We start from the raw sequence: 20496 nt of genomic DNA, 5'->3' as shown, positions 1-20496 counted from the left end.
AGAGGCAAACCTGATGAATCACAGCCATAATAAAAAAGAAAGGATGTCTCATTCATTCGGTTACAAAAAGCACAGCTTTTAAGAGATTCGTTAAAAAGAATGTCTATTCTCTAACTTAACTCTTGCTGCTGTGGAACGAAACCTAATCGATAAGACACCCCCCTTCTTTTTGAAGGTTTGCTCTATTTCATTCTAAATTAAAATCTCCCTAAAAGGATTCAAGCTGCTCGAGCAAATTCACCAACCATAAGAAGGGATAAATCGGGGAAAGCATGAGCATCACGCTTTCCTTTCTTTTTTTCCTATAATCTTATTTTCTCTTTATCTAGGCTCCACAATGAGCTTGATGGCCGTTCTTTCCTCACCGTCAATTACAATATCAGTGAAGGCAGGGATACAGATTAAATCCACTCCGCTAGGTGCTACAAACCCTCTTGCGATAGCAACTGCTTTAACCGCTTGATTTAATGCACCTGCACCAATTGCCTGGATTTCCGCTCCACCTCTTTCTCGTAGAACACCTGCAAGCGCACCAGCTACAGAATTGGGACTAGACTTTGCTGAAACCTTTAATATCTCCATTTCTAGCTCCTCCTTGTTTAACCCCCCCGCATGTTTCATTAAGATTAATGAACATATCAGGATATATATCATTCCAATGTTACTATATTCCAAGTTTAATACACATATTCCAGCTTGGACATAAAAACTTAGAAAATATTTGATTTTCAGGGAAAAAGGAAGAGCTACATTCTGTTAGGAATAAAAGGGGTGGTCCTCATTAATTAAAATGCGCTCAATTTTCTTTGCTTTACCTGTCTTCTTATCTACTTCAATCAGACATCCGCTCAGCTGAGCTCTCCCACTTTTTGGCGGCTCAAAGCGTGTTGGCAAATTCGTTAAAAAGCGATTTAGCACCAATTCTTTTTGCATACCAAGAATAGCATCATAAGGACCTGTCATGCCCACATCTGCCATAAATGCAGTCCCATTTGGAAGAATGCGATTATCAGCTGTTTGCACATGTGTATGTGTTCCAACCACCGCTGTAACCTTTCCATCTAAATACCAACCCATTGCTTGCTTTTCACTTGTTGCTTCTCCGTGAAAATCAACAAAAATTATATTTGTACGCTTTTTCGCTTCCTTCACTAAGCTATCAATTACGATAAATGGATCATCACTTGGATTCATGAAGGTACGACCTTGTAAATTAATAACAGCTACTTCCATATCATTAATTTTAACAAAAACCATCCCTTTACCAGGGTTATTTTCTGGAAAGTTAGCGGGACGCACTAAATATTTCGCCTTATCAATAAACTCAAATATCTCGCGATTATCCCATGTATGGTTCCCCATTGTTATCGCTTGAGCACCGATTTCCAGAAAGCTGCGATAAATTTTCTCTGTAATACCTTTTCCGCCAGCAGCATTCTCTCCATTGATAATCGTTAACTGTGGTCTGTATTTATCCTTTAGCTTTGGTACGTACTCTTTAATCATGTCTCGGCCCATTGAACCGACAACATCCCCAATAAATAAAATATGCATATTTTTATTTCCTACTTTCTACTTTTCACTATGTAACAGTGTATCATATAATTCCTTTCGCTCCTAACGCCATTTTCCTTAAGGAACGTTTTAGTATGCCCTTCATTTTTGGAGATAAAAAAAACGGTGCAATCGCACCGTTTCTTATTTTGCATATTCAACCGCTCTTGTTTCACGAATGACCGTTACTTTTATATGACCTGGATAATCTAATTCCTCCTCGATTTTCTTACGAATATCGCGAGCTAATCGATGTGACTCTAAATCATCCACAAGATCTGGTTTCACCATGATTCGAATCTCACGTCCTGCTTGGATTGCGAATGATTTCTCTACTCCATCATAAGATTCAGAAATCTCTTCTAATTTCTCAAGTCGGCGAATATAATTTTCTAATGTTTCTCTTCGTGCTCCTGGCCTTGCAGCTGAAAGTGCGTCAGCTGCTGCTACTAGTACAGCGATAATTGAAGTTGGTTCTGTATCACCATGATGGGATGCAATACTATTGATTACAACAGAATGCTCTTTATACTTGGTAGCAAGCTCGACACCAATTTCCACATGGCTTCCTTCTACTTCATGGTCAATAGCTTTCCCAATGTCATGTAGTAGTCCAGCTCTGCGGGCAAGGGTTTGATCTTCCCCAAGTTCAGCAGCTAAAATTCCTGATAATTGAGCCACTTCCATACTGTGCTTTAATACATTTTGTCCATAGCTTGTACGGAATTTTAAACGTCCAAGAATCTTAATTAAATCTGGATGTAATCCATGAACTCCGACTTCAAACGTAGTTTGTTCCCCGATTTCACGAATATGTTCATCCACTTCCCGGCGCGCTTTATCAACCATTTCTTCGATACGAGCTGGATGGATACGCCCATCCTGAACGAGCTTATCTAACGCAAGTCTTGCAGTTTCACGTCTTATTGGATCAAAACCAGAGAGAATAACTGCTTCTGGTGTATCATCAATAATTAAATCAATTCCTGTTAATGTTTCAAGTGTTCGAATATTTCGACCTTCACGACCGATAATTCGCCCTTTCATTTCATCATTTGGAAGGTTTACAACGGAAACTGTAGTCTCTGCAACATGATCGGCCGCACAACGTTGGATTGCAAGTGACAGAATTTCTTTAGCCTTTTTATCTGCTTCTTCTTTTGCTCTAGTATCACTTTCTTTGATCATTACCGCAATATCATGAGCAACTTCTTGCTCTGTACGGTCTAAAATGATGGACTTTGCCTCTTCTCGAGTCAAGCCAGAAATGCGCTCTAGTTCTGTTTGCTGCTTGCGAACCATCTCGTCCACTTTGCTTTCCATCTCTTCCATATGCTGTTGTCTTTTATTAAGAGAATCGTCCCTCTTTTCTAAAACTGATTCACGTTTGTCTAACGCTTCTCCCTTGCGATCAAGATTTTCCTCTTTTTGCAATAAACGATTTTCTTGTTTTTGTAGTTCATTTCTTCGATCACGAACTTCTAGTTCTGCTTCACTACGAAGCTTGTGAATCTCATCCTTTGCTTCTAACAAAGCTTCTTTTTTCAATGCGTCTGCTTCACGCTTTGCATTTTCAATAATTTGTTCAGCAGTCATTGTTGCATTGCTAATTTTTGCATTAGCATTGGACTTTCGAATAAAATATACAACAAAGCCAACAACGGCAATAACGATTAGAATAAGCAAAATGGAGATGATCTTTAATAGTGGATCCATCATTTTCACCTCCTCTTGCTATCAAATTGTGTTTGTTACGATTTTAAAAGTATTGGCTTAATGTTCCTTTTTTCAATCGAAATTTTCCCTAGTCATTTTATCGTTTTCTAGGTTTTCATACTTATAAAAATGTAAAATATACAATTCAATTGTATAGTTGTACCAATTTATTGTCAAGACTTTGAACTAGTAGGATTAACCTATTTCTCATTGGCTATCTTGTTAGCCTTTTTCTCTAACAATTGCTCTATTATTCCTATATATGTATGAAATTTCTCCCTATTAAACATAATAGATTATCATATTCTAACCTATCATCCGTATTATGGTCAGAAAATAGGGTTGTTAAACCTAATTGAGTCTTTTATTCTGTTTGTTTTTCTCTAGAAATCTCATTAAAATTAGGCTGTTTTCGTAAAGTTTGTTGCTATCGCCCGCAGCCTGAAACTATAATAAAATATCATTGAATAAACGATAGATTCTATTAGCTAGTCTAATCGTCACTTTATTCATAATCAATCAAAAAAAGATGGCAAAGTGGATATGCCACTATACCATCTTTTGGTAAACAATTAATCGATTAATTCAAATTGTTCTTGGTCGTCATTTTCAGGTTTTAGTGTTACTTCTTTATCTAGCCCGTAATGATCACGTATTTTCTTTTGAATTTCTAGACGCATTTCTTTGTTTTCTTTCAAGAATTGTTTTGCATTTTCACGGCCTTGTCCTAATCTTTCATCATTATAGGAATACCAAGCGCCACTCTTTTGAACAATATCAAGATCTGATCCAAGATCAATAATCTCGCCTTCTTTAGAGATACCTTCTCCATACATGATATCTACTTCTGCCACTTTGAAAGGTGGTGCTACTTTATTTTTAACCACTTTGATTTTTGTTTTGTTTCCTACCATGTCTGTCCCTTGTTTTAACGTTTCAGCACGACGAACTTCTAGACGAACAGATGAATAGAATTTCAAAGCACGTCCGCCAGGAGTTGTTTCAGGGTTTCCGAACATAACTCCGACTTTTTCACGAATTTGGTTGATAAAAATAGCAATTGTTTTTGACTTATTAATTGCTCCAGATAATTTACGAAGGGCTTGTGACATTAAGCGTGCTTGAAGTCCAACATGTGAATCTCCCATTTCTCCTTCAATCTCTGCTTTTGGTACAAGTGCAGCTACAGAGTCAATTACTAATATATCAACTGCACCACTTCGAACTAAAGCCTCTGCAATTTCTAGCGCTTGCTCCCCAGTATCTGGTTGAGAAAGTAATAATTCATCGATATTAACGCCAAGCTTTTGTGCATATACTGGATCTAATGCATGCTCTGCATCAATAAATGCTGCTTGTCCGCCATTTGCCTGAACCTCAGCAATAGCATGTAGCGCTACTGTTGTTTTACCTGAACTTTCAGGACCATATATCTCAACAATACGACCTCTTGGATATCCACCAACACCTAGGGCTGCATCTAAAGCTAATGATCCACTTGGACTAGTAGAAATGACTCTATCAGCTTGTTCTCCCAGCTTCATAATACTACCTTTACCGAATTGTTTCTCTATTTGTTTTAACGCCATTTCTAATGCAGCTTGACGATCACTCAAATACGTTCTCCTCCTTATATAAAAAATGAATCTAACTAACATGATTCATTCGTTGTTTAAAAGATTATATACTTAATATACCTTTTTTCTTTTCATTTGTACAGCAAAAATCGAACATTCATTCGTTTTTTTATTTCTAGTGGGAGAAGCACTATTCTAGTAAGACGCAAGCAAGAAACCCTTACTTCCGTCTATTTAGTCTATTGCTGCAACATTTTCAATAAAAAATATTGACCATATTTTACACTTCTAATTCGGTTACCAGCTCTAGTACCACTTAGCACTAGAGCTTCCACTTTTGTCGGCTCCCCTTTTTTGGCTATCCCGATAAAAACGGTACCAACTGGATTTCCCTCGAGTTCATCTGGACCAGCAACACCTGTAAAGCTTATGCCAATATCAGCATTTAATAAGCTTGCAACATTTTCCGCTAGCTCTTTTGCACATTGTTCACTAACAACGCCATGTTCTTGTATGGTTGCCTCTTTTACATGAAGGATTTGATTCTTCACCTCATTTGTATAACAGACAACTCCTCCTTGGAAAATGTTTCCGGCACCAGGAATGCTCGTAACCTCTTGTTGAAATAAGCCACCAGTTAAGCTTTCTGCAGCAGCAAGAGTCAAGTTTTTCTTTAATAATACGTGTGCGAGTTCGTTCATTAACGTTGTGTCATCATATCCATAGAAGAATTCGCCTACTCGAGAGAATATTTCCTCTTCTGTCTTTGCAATTAATTTATCTGCTTCTTCCACTGAATCATGCTTACACGTAATACGCAATGTCACTTCCCCATCGCCTGCAAGTGGTGCAATCGTCGGGTTTGTCTGTGCATCAATTAAATCTTCAATTTTTGTTTCTAATAAAGACTCCCCAATACCAAAAAAGCGAAGCACACGCGAAATGATGACATCTTTACTTGTCATTTGCTCTTGTACCGCTGGAAATCCATATTTTACAAACATTGGCTGGATTTCTTTTGGTGGTCCAGGTAATAGCATATAAAAATGATTGTCTTTTTTCAGAAACATACCAGGAGCCATTCCATGGTCATTTGGAAGAACCTCACACCCTTCTAAAACTAACGCTTGTTTTTTATTATTTTCGGTCATTGTCCGTTTTGTCTTTATAAAATAGTCTTCAATTGATTGAAGTGCAGCTTTATCAAAGACTAGCTCTTTTCCTAGATGATTTGCAATCGTTTCTTTTGTCAAGTCGTCCTTTGTCGGCCCAAGTCCTCCTGAAAAAATAAGCAATTGCGCTCTACTTTCTGCAATTTTAATCGCCTCCTTTAAACGAGCAGCATTATCTCCCACAACGGTATGATAATAAACATTTACTCCTAAGTCGGCTAAATGCTTGGAAATAAATTGGGCATTTGTATTGGCAATTTGTCCAAGCAATAATTCTGAGCCAACCGCGATAATTTCTGCATTCATCTCTTGTGCTCCCCCTTTTTGTCGCTCATAAAGAAAGGACATCATTAATAAAGCAATATTCGCTTGTAAAATCGATGTCCTCATTTTTATTCCTCTATTTTATTTGGATGAAACAAAAGCTTGTTTGTTTTTTGCAAAATAATCCCAGCCAGACCAGATTGTAAAAATCAAGGCAACCCATAGTGCAAGGATATCAAATGGCAGTGAAACAAGCTCGAAAATCATGTTATGTAGTAAAAGTGCTGATATCGCAACAATTTGCGCCCATGTTTTAATTTTTCCTAGCATATTTGCTGCGACAACTTCGCCGCCACCAGCAAGTACTAATCGCAAGCCAGTTACCGCAAATTCTCTACTGATGATAACAATAGTAATCCACGCAGGCGCCATATCTAACCCTACTAAAACAATTAGTGCAGAAGAAACTAATAATTTATCTGCTAAAGGATCTAGGAACTTCCCTAAGTCAGTTACTAGATTATATTTTCTTGCAAAGTGTCCATCAATCCAATCCGTTGTGGATGCAATAATAAAAATCAAGGCACCGATAAAATGTGTCCTCGGTAAGGTAACTCCTAAAAGTGTTAGCTCTCCCCAAGAAAAATCTACTAGCATAATTACTAGAAAGACAGGGATTAATAAAATTCTTGCTACCGTAATCTTATTTGGTAAATTCATCTTACATCCTCCATTACCATGACGATCATCGCCACTTCCATAAAAATAAATTAAAACCATTAGTATTATAACCTAAATACGTTAGAATAGCGAAAAAATAGTCATCGAATGGATGACTATTCTTCTTTTACGTATTTAATGACAAGATCTTGTCTAGAGGAAGAATCACCTAACTCTAATTTCTCATCATTGACAAAAACATCTACCTGACTATTTCCGATAATGATATTAGCTTCAGTCTCTTTTGATAGATCTACTTCTTTGGTATCAGATCCATCTTTTTCAAGAATACCTTGGAAAAACGAATAGTTCTTCCCATTTTGGATATCGACCCAAACTTTTCCAGTGGAAACAAGCTTCACAACAAACTTTTCCGCATTTTCTACCTCATAAGTAGTGGTTCTTCCCTCTGTTTCTTTTTTAGTAATCTCTTGTTTTGGTTTTTCTTCCTCTTCTACCTTTTTCTCTTCTTCCTCTACTACTTTCTCTTCATCTTTATTTGCATTCTCTTCTGTTGCTTTTTCTTGTTCTTTTTCATTTAATGCATCTGATTTCATATAAACAGAATTTTGTTCCGTATCATTACTAGACTGTTTTTCTGGATCGGAATCTTTTGCATACACAAAATACCAGAACAAAAAGGCGACAGCTAAAACCAATATAGCTATAAGTATAGTTGGCAGGATATCAAGTACCTTGGAACTTGCTCCGTCTAACGATCTCCTTGAGTTCACTCTCGATAAATTTTGCGGTAACTCATCATTTGCCGTTGTCGGTACTTCCTCTTTATATTCTTCAAATAATTCTTCTGGCACCAAATCGACCGCTTCAGCGTATTGTTTGATAAATGCCCGTGTATAAAATTTACCTGGCATCATACTATAATTACCTTCTTCAATGCCAACTAAATAACGGACTTGGATTTTTGTAATCTCCTGTAATTGCTCTAATGTTAGTCCTTTTGCTTCTCTAGCTTCCTTTAATCGATTTCCTAATTCACTCAAGATAACACCTTCCAACTTACTAAAAATCAAAACCCTCGAATTCACTTTCTATGGCAAGAGCATTCTTTTTATGAACGTCATAAAGAATCTCCTCACCCTGCTCATGTCTTAGTTCAATAATATAATCAAAATCGTCTAAAGTGTATTCTGTATTATGTACAAAGGCATCGGGATGTTCTACCACTTTGATACAGGGCAGGCGCATCACTTCTCGAATTACGGCCCAATGTCGCTCATTGATTTGCTTAGAAGATACAATTCCATCAATGATAAATAAATTGTTTTCATTATATTCTCCTTGCATTAAGGAATGGCGGATTGTCTGCTTTAACAAGGTGGAGCTTACTAAAAGCCATCTTTTATTTGCACAAACGCTGGCCGCAACAATAGATTCGGTTTTGCCTACACGTGGCATTCCTCTAATGCCGATTAGTTTATGACCTTCTGTTTTAAATAATTCAGCCATAAAATCTACTAACAATCCAAGCTCATAGCGAACAAATCGAAATGTCTTTTTATCATCCGCATCTCTTTGAATATACCGACCATGTCTCACCGCAAGTTTATCTCTTAAAGAAGGTTCTCTAAGCTTGATTACTTTTATTGTGTCCATAGTATAGAGAATAGATTCTAACCTTTTTATTTGTTCCTTATTTTTCGCTAACATTAATAAGCCGCGTCGTCCATCGTCTACCCCATTAATCGTAATAATATTGATAGAAAGCATCCCTAGTAAAGAGGAGATATCCCCTAATAGACCAGGTCGGTTTTTTTGAATTTCGTATTCTAAATACCATTCCTTCTGTTCCAAAAAAATCCTCCTACAAATATCAAGTGAAAATTTCTAGTCTTTTAATTTCTATCATATAGGAATAGTATAAATAATCAAGAAAAAAGGGATAAAAATAGAAAAAAAGATAGACTTTTTGCAGAAAAGCTGTTTTCTAGAAAAATGGTGCTTTATTTGAGGTTTAGTGGCGATACTTTCTTCTTGCACGGTTGTGATGATGGTTGCCCTTTATAGGTGCTTTTGCTTTGGGGAATGGTTGTATTTTTATTGGTGGTTTAGACTGGATTTCTCTGTTGCCTTGTGTGCTACTTTTTCTTGCTTTCAGGCTTAGAGACGCTCTCTCTGTTACCTTCCACCCTACTTTCCTTGCTCTCGGGCTTCAGAGACGGTCACTAATTCAGCAAACACCATCTACCTCCTATCCCCAACAGAAAAAGCTCGATAAATATTCCTCTATTTATCGAGCTTTTACAAACATTATTTTGTTCCGTTATTATGAACTAGTTTTACCATCATATTAGCGATTGCATGTTGTTCTTGTTCATCTGCAACTGACCATAGATCAGATAGAATTTTTTCTTGTTCGTTTTTGGGTTGAACTTGATTGGATAGGTAATCTCCTATTTGAAAAGCAAGATCTCCTATTACCGCTTGGTTCATTCCCTCGTTTTCAGCATGATGAAGACGATCTGCTAAAAAGTCTTTCCATTGATCCCAATTTTCTAAGATAGACATATGAAATACTCCTTTCATTGCTTAAGTGTGCATTACATCATTATTTTGGATAGTTCCTGAAATAATATGCATGAAAAGCAATTGGAAAAAGTATTACATATGCCATCCTCCATTTAGGGAAAGAACTTGTCCTGTCATATAGGAGGATTTCTCTGATAATAAGAATGATATGCATTCTGCCACCTCTTTCGGCCTTCCTACTCTTCCCATTGGGATTTCTTCTTCGATTATTTGCATTTCCTCTGGCGAAAATGACTGAAGCATATTTGTTTCAATGGCGCCAGGCGCAACTGCATTTACCCGAATACCATTGTAGGCAAGCTCCTTGCTTAACGCCTTCACAAAGCTTATTTGTGCTCCTTTTACAGCGGAATAAGCCACTTCCATCGCAGCCCCTACCTGCCCCCATATACTTGTTATTACGATAATATTTCCACTTTGCTTTGAAAGCATTTTTGGTAATAGCTCTCTTGTTATACACATCATCGATTGAACGTGGACACTCCATAAATCCATCATTTCTTTATCCTGTAAATCTGTAAATAACCCATATGTACTAATGCCGCTCGCATGAACAATGCCATCGATTGTAAAAATATTTCCGACCATTTTCTTATAAGCGTCTGGTTGTTTTAAATCTGCTCGAATGGGAACATATTCTCCCCCATATCCTGATAACGCTGCAAGTAACTTATCCATTGCAGGTTGATTTTGATGAAAATGTAAATAAAGGGAATACCCTTCTTCAGCCAACTGTTTCGCTATTGCTTGTCCTATTCCACCAGATGCGCCCGTAACTAAAATCCATTGCCCCATTCCTTTTTTCACTCCATATACACCCTTATTTATCTAAACAGCAACAGACACAAAGCAAGCCATCCTTTGTGTCTGCATTCCCATTATTTCGGCACTACTTGGCATGTCGTGATTCTGTCTTCCTCCAATAATTTAGTCGCCGCGTTTTTAATATCTTCTACTGTGATTTCCTCCACAGTAGGCACTACATCAAATAAATTCATCTCATTAAATGCATAGCGTGTAAATTGGTTCGCAATATATTCTGGTGAATTAATCGCACGCAAGAATGAACCAATTTTCTTTTTCTTTGTTCTTTCTAATGTCTCGCTTGTAAAATCACCTGTTTTCGCTTTCATGAGGATATCTTTGATGGAAGCTTCCAACTCATCAGGATCACTTGTATCTCCACCAATCATCGCAAACCCAAAGCCATGCTCCTGCGTATAATCATAAGCAAAAGTATCATCAATTAAACCACTTTGGAAAAGGTTTTGATAATTCTCTGAGCTTTCACTAAAAAGAAAATCGAGTAATAAATTAATACTCCACTCTTGTTTCATCATTTCTTTCCCTGATTGCTCTACGTCAATCCCTTTAATTCCAACAAGGCATTTAGACGTATGGACATTCATTTTCAACACTTGCTTTTCCTTATTTACATGTTTTGGTTCTTCCGCAAATTTACGTTTTATTTCACTGTGATTCGTGTAGTCTTTTTGGTTTTGATTTTCTTTTATTTGGGCCATATATTCTTCTGGATCAACTGGTCCCACGATGAAAAGAAGCATATTGCTTGGGTGATAAAATGTATTATAGCACTCATAAAGCATATCTTTCGTTATATGGGAAATCGATTCAATCGTTCCAGCAATGTCAATTTTCACTGGATGATTGACAAACATATTTCCAATTAATCCAAAATACAAGCGCCAATCTGGATTATCATCATACATCGTAATTTCTTGCCCGATTATTCCTTTTTCCTTTTCCACTGTTTTTTCCGTAAAATAAGGCTCTTGCACAAAGTTTATCAATGTTTCTAAATTATTGGCAACATTGGATGTGCTTGAGAATAAATAGGCCGTTCTTGTAAAAGAAGTAAATGCATTCGCACTTGCTCCCTGCTTGCTGAAATCTTGAAAAACATCTCCATCTTCTTTTTCAAAAAGCTTATGCTCTAAGAAATGAGCAATTCCATCAGGGACTTGTGTGAAATCAGAACCATCAAGGGGAACAAAAGTATTATCTACCGAACCATAGTTTGTTGTAAATGTACAAAATGTTTTATTAAAGCCCTTTTTCGGTAAAATATACACTTTTAGACCATTCGCTAATTTTTCATAATATAACTCTTCTTGCAATTGAGCAAATTCTATTTTTTCCATTATGCATTCCCCTCCGATCCGGTTAAGAAATAAACAGTATCCAATTCGATTTTCTTGGCAGCTTCGATAATTTCTTCTTTAGAAACTTTACTCATCTGCTGCAGCCATTCGCCCATTTCGATATATTTGTCACTTACACTATTGTGATAGAACAACTCAATCATCCCACGGGAGGTATCTAATGTTTCCAGCATTTGATTATGAATCACTGCTTTTGTCTGCATGATTTCCTGATCAGAAAACTCTCCTTTTTTCATGAGATCCAATTGTTCTTTAATAATTTTCACTGCTTTCTCGTAGTTTTGATTATCAATCCCTGACATAACTAGCAATAGACCTTTATGGCTTTCGAGACGACTTGCTGCATAATAAGCGAGGCTTTCTTTTTCTCTGACATTAATAAACAATTTTGAATGTGAGAAGCCTCCATATATGCCATTTAGTACTTGCAGCGCAAAATATTCAGGGTCCCCATAGACAATCTGAGTACGGAATCCCATATTTAATTTCCCTTGTTTAATATCCTGAACCTCGCGTACCTCCTTCATTTCTCTTGTTTCATGAGGGGTTCTGCGGTCAATGGACTTTGCGGTTCTTTCCTTAAACGGAAATAACTCTTCGATATAGGAAGCAACCTCTTCTTCATTTAGATCCCCCACCATATACAAATCTATTTGATCCTCTGCGAGTGCCTTTTGATAATAGGAATAAAGGGATTGTGGTGTAATGCTATCCACCTCTTCTTTTTCTCCATATACGCTTAGTGCATACGGTTCGTTTTCACACATTACATCAATCACACGTTGATTAGAATAACGCATTTTATCATCATAGATTGATTGAATTCTTTGCTTTAAAGCACGCTTCTCATTTTCTATAACATTTTGATCAAAACCATTGTCTGTGACATTCGGATGAAAAATAACCTCCGCTAAAAATTCCAATCCTTTTTTTAATAAAGGAGTCGGATCTGATAAAAATTTTTCATTCACAATTTCTAATGAAAACGAAACAATGTGATATTCGCCTTTTTTAGCAAGATCGATAAAAAAGGTCGCTCCATATAACTCTTCGATATAGGAACGAAGCTTTGCTGTTGTGGGATATTTCTCGGTACTATTTTGCATCACATATGGAAGAAGTGCCCGGTGTGTTACATTTTCTTTTGTTATGGGGGTTCGCCATTTCACCACAATATTGTTTGTTTTAAATTTTTCTGTCTTTACTGTATGTAATTGAAAGCCTCCATACTTCGTGATTTTTTCCGATGCTACACTCATAACATACCTCCTACGTATACTTGCGCTAGTCATACACTACTTACTAGTATTTACTCTATTTATAAGGTTATTCTTATAAAGGATGGATTCGTTAATTTTCCTTCCACTTATGATTCTATTTCACTTATTTCATTTCCTGCTTTATCGTATAGTTTAAACACCACATAAAAATACTTTCTCTTCTGACACCAAAAAGACTCATGAAACGGCTGCACCAAAAAATGACCTAAACGACCTGATTTTTTGTTAATCGGATAAAAATTAAAAAGTGGTGTTCTGCTCATCTACTAAAAGCTGTTTAGGTTGTGCTTACAGAGTTCCGCAGCACATTTATAGTTCATACCAAGGTACGTATAATTCCCTCTAGAATCTTTTTCAAACTTAATAATAAAGACCTGTCCTTCTCCATTAGTAAAATCAACCATTCTATTTTTTCCCTGCTAATAACGTTTATGCAATATTGTATATTCAACATATCATTTGGATTACGTCTATTTCAACCAAAAATGAATATAATCCCATTTATTTTATGCCACGAACAAGTTCAAAAGATTATTTATTCAAAAATAGGAAAAAAATAAAGGAAGCGAATAAGATGAAAAGGAGAAATGATGATGCCAAAACTTGTTTTAATTCGCCACAGGGAAAGTGTTTGGAATGTAGAGAACCGTTTTACCGGATGGACTGATGTCGAGCTATCCGGAACGGGATTAACAGAAGCAAGAGAAGCGGGGATGATTTTAAAAAGGAATGGCTTTTACTTTGATACTGCCTTTACTTCCTATTTAAAAAGGGCTATCCGCACCCTATGGATTATCCTTGATGAAATGGACAGTATGTGGATTCCCGTCCATAAAACATGGAAGTTAAATGAACGCCATTATGGCGCTTTACAAGGGCTTAATAAAGCAGAGACAGCGGAGAAATTCGGCGAAGATCAAGTACAGCTGTGGAGAAGGTCCATGGATGTTCGGCCACCTGCTCTCAGTAAAGAAGATCCTCGATACACAATCAATGATCCTCGCTATGGGCAGCTAAAAGAAGGAGAATTTCCGTTAACAGAAAATCTTGCCGATACGGAAAAACGAGTTTTAACCTACTGGGATCAAGAAATCGCCCCAATGTTAAAGAGAAACAAAAAAGTTATCATTGCTGCACATGGCAATACTATTCGGGCTATTATTCAGTATTTAGACAATGTTTCATCAGATGGCATCGCCTCTTTGAACATCCCAACAAGCATTCCATTGGTTTATGAACTAGATGATAGCACCCTTAAGCCTATTCATCATTATTATTTAGATATGAACGGGGAAGTTCCAGCCAACGTCATTCCAAAACATATTCCAATTGAATTATTAGATAAAGAAATAAAGACGAAAGCGATTAATACACATGAGGAATAAGAAATCATAGGTTAGAAAGGATTTTTTTCCGAGAATAGGAACGAGAATGGAAAATAACTAAATAGAAGATCTGTAAGAGCGAATAATTATCAAAAGTGGTTTTCATTCCCTCAGTGAACTGTGAAGAGACTCGGCGCTCTCCCCATGCAAAGCGAGCGGTCATACCAGAAATAGTGTATTTTAGCTGCGCGTAATAGCAACTTCATGGAACATTATTTTCAAAAAAAGCCAAACAATTATACGAAGGTTTCGTGTAATTGTTTGGCTATAACTTGGGCTGGAGTACCTACGCCCCAGCCTCTTCTCATTTCCTAAAAATTCATATTATCTACTACCTTTAATATAAGGTACACCTGAAGCTTTCGGTGCATCTGCGCGACCGATAAAGCCAGTTAAAGCTATTATTGTTAGTACGTAAGGTGCAATTAATAGATATACATTTGGAATGCTTTCTAAGAATGGTAAGCTGCTTCCAACAATACTTAAGCTTTGAGCAAAGCCAAAGAAAATCGCAGCTCCCATTGCACCTAGTGGATTCCATTTTCCGAAAATAAGGGCAGCAAGCGCCATGAACCCTTGTCCACTAATTGTAGCGTGTGTAAAATCATTCGTAATAGACTGGGCAAATACCCCACCGCCAACTCCGCCAAAAGCACCTGACAGAATAACTGCGATATAGCGCATTTTTATTACGTTAATTCCCATCGTATCTGCTGCCATAGGATGTTCCCCAACAGAACGTAAACGCAAACCAAACGGCGTTTTATACATCACATACCATGCAATAATTGCAACTATAATTGCTAAGTAAGAAGTCCAATACGTGTTAGAGAAAAATAAATCACCTATCACAGGGATATCCTTTAATATCGGAATATCAATTTTTTTAAAGCTATAACGAATGGTACCTGTTTGTCCTTTTCCATCATAGATTAATTTTACTAAAAACATAGCAAGTCCAGCAGCAAGCAAGTTAATCGCTACACCAGAAACAGTTTGATCGGCACGGAATGTGATACTTGCTACAGCATGTAATACAGAGAAAATCGCACCAACAACCATTGCAACAAGCAATGAAATCCAAGGTGTCCAAGCACCAAGGCTATCTGCAAATGTTAAGTTAAAAACAATGGAAGAGAAAGCCCCCATAACCATTAAACCTTCTAATCCAATATTTACAACTCCAGCTCGTTCGGAAAAGTTACCGCCGAGTGCAGTAAATATTAGTGGAGCAGCAAACAATAGCGAAGAGGGTATGACAATTAATAAAACATCCATTAATCCCATTTACTTCTCCCCCTTTTTACTTTTATTTTTACTTAATCTGTCCAAGAATAAGCGAATCATGTAGCTTGAAGCAACAAAGAATACGATTAAAGCAATAATGATATCTACCATCTCATTTGGAACTCCAGCTTCAAGCGGCATATTTAATGCTCCTACTTTTAAGAAACCAAACAAGCATGCAGCAAGCAAGATTCCCAGTGGCCCATTTGCCCCAAGCAATGCAACGGCAATTCCATCAAATCCAACGCCTGTAAATCCACCTTTATTACTTACATATTCAAAGGTTCCTAAGCCTTCCATTGCTCCTGCAAGACCTGCAAAAGCACCAGAGATAACCATGGATAAAATAATGTTGCGGTTTACGTTCATTCCCGCATACTGAGATGCATTTTGGTTAAAGCCAACTGCTTTTAATTCATAACCTTTTACCGTCTTTTCTAAAATAACCCACATAAGAATAACACAGCCGACTGCAATTAAAATTCCCCAGTGAAGGCGAGAATAGTCTGTTATGCTTGCTAAAAACTCAGAGCGCAAGCTAGCTGATGGCGGAATCGTTTCTGTACGGTCTGCCTTGTCTGTTAATACATTTCGAATTAAATAATTGGATACATGTAAAGCAACATAGTTCATCATAATACTTACGATAACTTCATGTACTCTAAATCTTGCCTTTAAGAAGCCTGGCACAAATGCCCAAAGTGCTCCAGCAGCAGCTGCCGCTAATACAGCAAGTGGCAAGTGAATGATTTTTGGTAAATCAAACGCAACTCCTACCCAAACTGCAGCAAGCCAGCCAACGATTAATTGTCCTTCTACCCCAATATTAAATAGTCCGGTACGAAAAGCGAAAGCAACGGCAAGACCTGCAAGAATCAATGGTGTAATTTGACGAACAACTTCCCCAGTGAAATAGATTTCTCCAAATGCACCATTCCAAAGTGCAGTATATGCTTCAACAGGATTGTATCCTGTTGCAAGCATTATAATTGTACCAACAATAACCCCTAATAATACGGAAATAATTGGAATGCTAATTTTCTTTATTGTATTAGACATTATTTCTCCACACCCACTTTTTTAGCTTTCGATCCTGCCATTAATAGCCCTAATTCTTGTTCTGTTGTTGTTTTTGGATCCACAGTTGCAATGATTTCCCCGTCGAAAATAACTGCGATTCGATCACTCACATTTAAAATTTCATCTAATTCGAAAGAAATTAACAAGACTGCCTTTCCTTTATCTCGTTGTTCAATTAAACGTTTATGGATAAATTCAATCGCACCAACATCCAGTCCTCTCGTTGGCTGAGCTGCTATAAGCAAATCAGGATCACGATCTACTTCTCTACCAATTATCGCTTTTTGCTGATTTCCGCCAGAAAGAGCTCTTGCAGGTGTGTGAATACTTGGTGTTCTCACATCAAATTCTTCAATTAATTCACTTGCTTTTTTCTCCATTTCTGTTTGATTCAAGAAGCCATAATTAGAAAATGGTCTTTTATAATACGTTTGCAATGCCATATTTTGGCCAATCGAAAAATCAAGTACTAAACCATGTTTATGTCTATCTTGCGGGATATGGCCAATGCCACTTTCCGTTATTTTACGTGGTGTTAGGACACTAATATCCTTACCGTTAAGGGTGATGCTGCCATTATTTTTTTTCATTAAACCAGTAATTGCCTCAATCAATTCAGACTGACCATTTCCGTCTACTCCAGCAATTCCGACAATCTCCCCTGCTTTTACATCTAGGTTGAGAGAATTCACTACATGAACACCACGATTGTCTTTCACCGTTAAATCAGAAATTTTTAATACCGTATCTTTCGGATTTGGGGCTTTCTTTTCTGTTTTAAAGGAAACTTCACGACCAACCATTAAATTTGCAAGCTCATTTGGGTTTGTATCTTTAACATTATATGTGCCGATACCTTCCCCTTTTCTGATAACGGTCACTCGGTCACAAACTTCCATAATTTCTTTTAATTTATGAGTAATTAAGATAATGGACTTTCCTTCTTCAATTAACTTGCGGAAAATGCCAATTAATTCTGTAATTTCCTGTGGTGTTAAAACAGCTGTCGGTTCATCAAAAATTAAAATTTCTGCACCGCGATATAAAGTTTTTAAAATCTCTACTCTTTGTTGCATCCCTACAGAAATATTGGCAACTTTTGCTTTCGGATCTACCGCTAGGCCATATCGCTCAGAGATTTCCTGCACTTCTTTTTCTGCTTTTTTTAGATCGATTTTTCCTTTGCTAACTGTTTCTTTTCCTAAAATAATGTTTTCCGTTACTGTAAAGGTATCAATCAACATAAAATGCTGATGGACCATTCCAATTCCTAAATCATTAGCAATATTCGGATTTGAAATATTAACGACTTTCCCACGCGCACGAATTTCGCCTTTTTCTGGTTGATATAACCCAAAAAGTACGTTCATAAGCGTAGATTTTCCTGCACCATTTTCCCCTAAAAGCGCGTGAATCTCACCTTTTTTAACTTGAAGGGTGATATTGTTGTTTGCAACAATACCAGGGAATTCTTTTCGAATATTTAACATCTCGATTACATATTCCATCTAATCCACTCCTTCTTACTTGCCTTACAAATTATAAAGCTAAAAAATACGTATGATGTCAAAGAAATAATGTTCTAAAACCATCCACAAAGAAATTATGTAATTTTATACCACGATAATTTCATCCTATAAAATTTTTAATAAAGACTAGAATAATACTTCTACTCTTTAGTTAAAATTCTATTTTTTGTCGTAAAAAAGGAATAAGTGTTTGCAATGCAAACCACTTATTCCTGGAAAATTAGCATATGCTATTTACTCAACAGTATCAGGAACAGTGTACTCACCGTTTTTAATTTTTGCAGTCCATTCTTCAACAGCTGCATCGATTTCTGCTTTGTTTTCTACTTCTTCATTGATTGCTGCAAGTCCAACACCATCTTCTTTTAAGCCGTAAACAGTAGTTTCGCCACCAGGGAAATTACCTTCTTTTGCTTTTGTAGAGATATCTTGTACTGCAGTTGAAACACCTTTTAATGCTGAAGTTAACACAATGTTATGATCCCCAACAGCACCTTCAGCTGATTGATCAGAGTCAACTCCGATTGCCCAGATGTATTTTTCAGGATCTTTTTCTTTTAAATCACGTGCTTCAGAGAATAATCCAGCACCAGTACCACCTGAAGCATGGAATACTACATCTGCACCAGAAGAGTACATTTTACTTGCAATTGTTTTACCAATTTCAGGTTTATCAAAAGCACCAGCATATTGTACATCTACTTCAATATCAGGGTCTACTGCTTTAACTCCATCAACAAATCCAGCTTCGAAGCGACCGATAACTTCTCCTTCAACCCCACCGATAAAACCGATTTTCTTCGACTCTGTTGCATGGGCAGCTGCTACACCAGCTAAGAAAGCAGCTTCTTGCTCTTTAAATGTAATACTTGCTACATTTGGTTGATCTACTACAGCGTCAACGATTGCAAAATGAGCATCTGTTTGTTGTTGAGCAATTTCTGAAATTGCACCTTCCATCATAAATCCAATACCAAATACTAAATCATTACCTTGGCGAGTTAAGCTATTTAAATTAGTAGCATAATCTGCATCTGACTGTGATTGTAGGTAATCAATACCATTACCTTTTGAAAGACCATTGTCTTCACCAAACGCTTGTAAACCTTCCCAAGCAGATTGGTTGAATGATTTATCATCAACTCCACCGACATCTGTTACCATTGCAACTTGAAATGAGTCTTTCTCTTTATCATCCTCTGCTGCATTGTCGTTACCTTTGTCATTACTTCCACAAGCACTTAATACAGTACCAGCAGCTAATACTAAAGATAGTGCTAAGCCAAATTTACGCTTCTTCAAAGCTTGTACCCCCTAGATTTTTTGTAATTTAAAGAACGTTTGTGATTAGTTTGTCCAGCCTTTACGAATAAATTCGTTTTCTTAATACTTGAAAGCTAAACTTATCTGATCGAAAGTAATTTACTGAATAAAGAATCGGTTCATCCTTCTCATCATAGTGCATCTGCTTTAGAACAAGCAGAGCAGTTTCGGGCTCACATTGCAGAATGGGAGATATTTTCTCGTGATATCCAATTGGTTCGATTTGTGCAACAGCGTATGTAATATGTCTTTGACTATCCGATTCCAAGAATTGAAAGATCGATTCTTGATCGTATGAAAAACGTTCAGGTAAGATTTTCTGTGGCAATTTATCAATACAATAAACAACCGGTTCGCCATTAGCTGTTCGAACTCTTTCAATAACGAGTAGTTCTTCCTCTTGCACAGTAGAGAAGCGTGTCGTATCTTCTTCAGTGGCAAACATCGTGTTTGAACTTAGAAATATGGTGCCTGGATTCATTCCTGCCTGCTTAATCATATTCGTGACACTATTCAATTGTTCGATGCCAGAATTAAACAATGGTTTACTGTTAACAAAAGTGCCAACGCCATGTCTTCTGACAATCACATTTTCTTCTTCTAATGTACGTAATGCCTCTCTTAAAGTGGCACGACTTACACCTAGAGTCTTTGCAAGCTCGAATTCTGAGGGGAATTTTTCTTTTTCTTTGAATATTCCCTTCTGAATATCTTTCTTTAGACGATCAACCACTTGCAAATATAAATGTCTCGTATCCGATTTAATTAGCATATGATGTTCCTCCAAACATTTCTAAGACATCAGACCTCTGATGTTCAATCATTCCTACTAATCGAAAATACTATAACACTTTTTGACTAATAAATAAATAGACT

At 36.9% G+C, this 20496-nt stretch carries 18 protein-coding genes; 1 reads left to right on the top strand and 17 read right to left on the bottom strand.

Annotated features, from left to right (window positions below):
* Positions 1-321 precede the first annotated feature (321 nt).
* The 12 genes from spoVS to yfmF form a co-directional block, all read right to left on the bottom strand.
* Positions 322-582, bottom strand: coding sequence for a stage V sporulation protein SpoVS (gene spoVS, locus ADJ83_RS06835; RefSeq protein WP_016201204.1), 261 nt, complete (start codon positions 580-582; stop codon positions 322-324).
* Positions 583-756: 174 nt separating this feature from the next.
* Complete coding sequence (locus ADJ83_RS06830; RefSeq protein WP_031534615.1) at positions 757-1554, bottom strand: TIGR00282 family metallophosphoesterase; 798 nt, start codon at positions 1552-1554, stop codon at positions 757-759.
* 144 nt (positions 1555-1698) lie between these two features.
* The gene (rny, locus tag ADJ83_RS06825; RefSeq protein ID WP_031534614.1) at positions 1699-3270 is read right to left on the bottom strand and encodes a ribonuclease Y; all 1572 of its coding nucleotides are present in this window, start codon (positions 3268-3270) and stop codon (positions 1699-1701) included.
* Positions 3271-3842: 572 nt separating this feature from the next.
* Positions 3843-4886: a recombinase RecA gene (recA, locus tag ADJ83_RS06820; RefSeq protein ID WP_031534612.1), complete on the bottom strand. Its 1044-nt coding sequence runs from the start codon at positions 4884-4886 to the stop codon at positions 3843-3845.
* A 200-nt stretch (positions 4887-5086) separates the two neighbouring features.
* Entirely contained in the window at positions 5087-6325 is a 1239-nt protein-coding gene (locus ADJ83_RS06815; protein WP_031534610.1) for a competence/damage-inducible protein A, read from the bottom strand.
* A gap of 99 nt (positions 6326-6424) precedes the next feature.
* Positions 6425-7003: a CDP-diacylglycerol--glycerol-3-phosphate 3-phosphatidyltransferase gene (gene pgsA / locus ADJ83_RS06810; RefSeq protein ID WP_031534609.1), complete on the bottom strand. Its 579-nt coding sequence runs from the start codon at positions 7001-7003 to the stop codon at positions 6425-6427.
* Between the two features lie 116 nt (positions 7004-7119).
* Positions 7120-8007: a helix-turn-helix domain-containing protein gene (locus ADJ83_RS06805; RefSeq protein WP_031534607.1), complete on the bottom strand. Its 888-nt coding sequence runs from the start codon at positions 8005-8007 to the stop codon at positions 7120-7122.
* A gap of 19 nt (positions 8008-8026) precedes the next feature.
* Positions 8027-8818 (bottom strand): DUF3388 domain-containing protein, encoded by a 792-nt coding sequence (locus ADJ83_RS06800; RefSeq protein WP_031534606.1) that lies wholly within the window; start codon positions 8816-8818, stop codon positions 8027-8029.
* Between the two features lie 456 nt (positions 8819-9274).
* Positions 9275-9532: a DUF3243 domain-containing protein gene (locus tag ADJ83_RS06795; RefSeq protein ID WP_031534605.1), complete on the bottom strand. Its 258-nt coding sequence runs from the start codon at positions 9530-9532 to the stop codon at positions 9275-9277.
* Positions 9533-9625: 93 nt separating this feature from the next.
* Entirely contained in the window at positions 9626-10348 is a 723-nt protein-coding gene (gene ymfI, locus ADJ83_RS06790) for an elongation factor P 5-aminopentanone reductase (RefSeq protein WP_031534603.1), read from the bottom strand.
* Between the two features lie 83 nt (positions 10349-10431).
* Complete coding sequence (gene yfmH / locus ADJ83_RS06785) at positions 10432-11715, bottom strand: EF-P 5-aminopentanol modification-associated protein YfmH (protein WP_031534602.1); 1284 nt, start codon at positions 11713-11715, stop codon at positions 10432-10434.
* Entirely contained in the window at positions 11715-12995 is a 1281-nt protein-coding gene (yfmF, locus tag ADJ83_RS06780) for an EF-P 5-aminopentanol modification-associated protein YfmF (RefSeq protein ID WP_031534601.1), read from the bottom strand. The genes yfmH and yfmF overlap by 1 nt, the downstream gene beginning before the upstream one ends.
* Before the next feature lie 614 nt (positions 12996-13609).
* Between yfmF and gpmA the strand changes: the two genes are divergently transcribed.
* A complete protein-coding gene (gene gpmA, locus ADJ83_RS06775; protein ID WP_048717276.1) occupies positions 13610-14401 on the top strand; it encodes a 2,3-diphosphoglycerate-dependent phosphoglycerate mutase in 792 nt (263 codons plus the stop codon).
* A gap of 324 nt (positions 14402-14725) precedes the next feature.
* On the opposite strand, the gene ADJ83_RS06770 is transcribed toward gpmA, so the two are convergent.
* From ADJ83_RS06770 to ADJ83_RS06750, 5 genes are all read right to left on the bottom strand, one after another.
* Positions 14726-15688, bottom strand: a complete 963-nt coding sequence (locus tag ADJ83_RS06770) for an ABC transporter permease (protein ID WP_031534598.1) — start codon at positions 15686-15688, stop codon at positions 14726-14728.
* Positions 15689-16747, bottom strand: a complete 1059-nt coding sequence (locus tag ADJ83_RS06765; RefSeq protein ID WP_031534596.1) for an ABC transporter permease — start codon at positions 16745-16747, stop codon at positions 15689-15691. It abuts the gene before it with no gap.
* Positions 16747-18276, bottom strand: a complete 1530-nt coding sequence (locus ADJ83_RS06760) for an ABC transporter ATP-binding protein (protein ID WP_031534595.1) — start codon at positions 18274-18276, stop codon at positions 16747-16749. Before ADJ83_RS06760 ends, ADJ83_RS06765 begins: the two co-directional genes overlap by 1 nt.
* 255 nt (positions 18277-18531) lie before the next feature.
* On the bottom strand, positions 18532-19599 hold the full coding sequence (locus tag ADJ83_RS06755) for a BMP family lipoprotein (RefSeq protein WP_031534593.1): 1068 nt from the start codon (positions 19597-19599) through the stop codon (positions 18532-18534).
* Positions 19600-19660: 61 nt separating this feature from the next.
* Entirely contained in the window at positions 19661-20392 is a 732-nt protein-coding gene (locus ADJ83_RS06750) for a GntR family transcriptional regulator (RefSeq protein WP_031534591.1), read from the bottom strand.
* Positions 20393-20496: the final 104 nt, after the last annotated feature.

It is taken from the genome of Bacillus sp. 522_BSPC, assembly GCF_001076885.1.
Lineage (GTDB): Bacteria > Bacillota > Bacilli > Bacillales > Cytobacillaceae > Niallia > Niallia hominis.
This window is presented reverse-complemented; position numbering and strand designations above follow the sequence as displayed.

Coding starts and splice junctions, on each gene's coding strand:
- spoVS (WP_016201204.1), bottom strand. CDS start 582: ATGGAGATATTAAAGGTTTCAGCAAAGTCTAGTCCCAATTCTGTAGCT.
- ADJ83_RS06830 (WP_031534615.1), bottom strand. CDS start 1,554: ATGCATATTTTATTTATTGGGGATGTTGTCGGTTCAATGGGCCGAGAC.
- rny (WP_031534614.1), bottom strand. CDS start 3,270: ATGGATCCACTATTAAAGATCATCTCCATTTTGCTTATTCTAATCGTT.
- ADJ83_RS06815 (WP_031534610.1), bottom strand. CDS start 6,325: ATGAATGCAGAAATTATCGCGGTTGGCTCAGAATTATTGCTTGGACAA.
- pgsA (WP_031534609.1), bottom strand. CDS start 7,003: ATGAATTTACCAAATAAGATTACGGTAGCAAGAATTTTATTAATCCCT.
- ADJ83_RS06795 (WP_031534605.1), bottom strand. CDS start 9,532: ATGTCTATCTTAGAAAATTGGGATCAATGGAAAGACTTTTTAGCAGAT.
- ymfI (WP_031534603.1), bottom strand. CDS start 10,348: ATGGGGCAATGGATTTTAGTTACGGGCGCATCTGGTGGAATAGGACAA.
- yfmH (WP_031534602.1), bottom strand. CDS start 11,715: ATGGAAAAAATAGAATTTGCTCAATTGCAAGAAGAGTTATATTATGAA.
- yfmF (WP_031534601.1), bottom strand. CDS start 12,995: ATGAGTGTAGCATCGGAAAAAATCACGAAGTATGGAGGCTTTCAATTA.
- gpmA (WP_048717276.1), top strand. CDS start 13,610: ATGCCAAAACTTGTTTTAATTCGCCACAGGGAAAGTGTTTGGAATGTA.
- ADJ83_RS06770 (WP_031534598.1), bottom strand. CDS start 15,688: ATGGGATTAATGGATGTTTTATTAATTGTCATACCCTCTTCGCTATTG.
- ADJ83_RS06765 (WP_031534596.1), bottom strand. CDS start 16,747: ATGTCTAATACAATAAAGAAAATTAGCATTCCAATTATTTCCGTATTA.
- ADJ83_RS06760 (WP_031534595.1), bottom strand. CDS start 18,276: ATGGAATATGTAATCGAGATGTTAAATATTCGAAAAGAATTCCCTGGT.
- ADJ83_RS06750 (WP_031534591.1), bottom strand. CDS start 20,392: ATGCTAATTAAATCGGATACGAGACATTTATATTTGCAAGTGGTTGAT.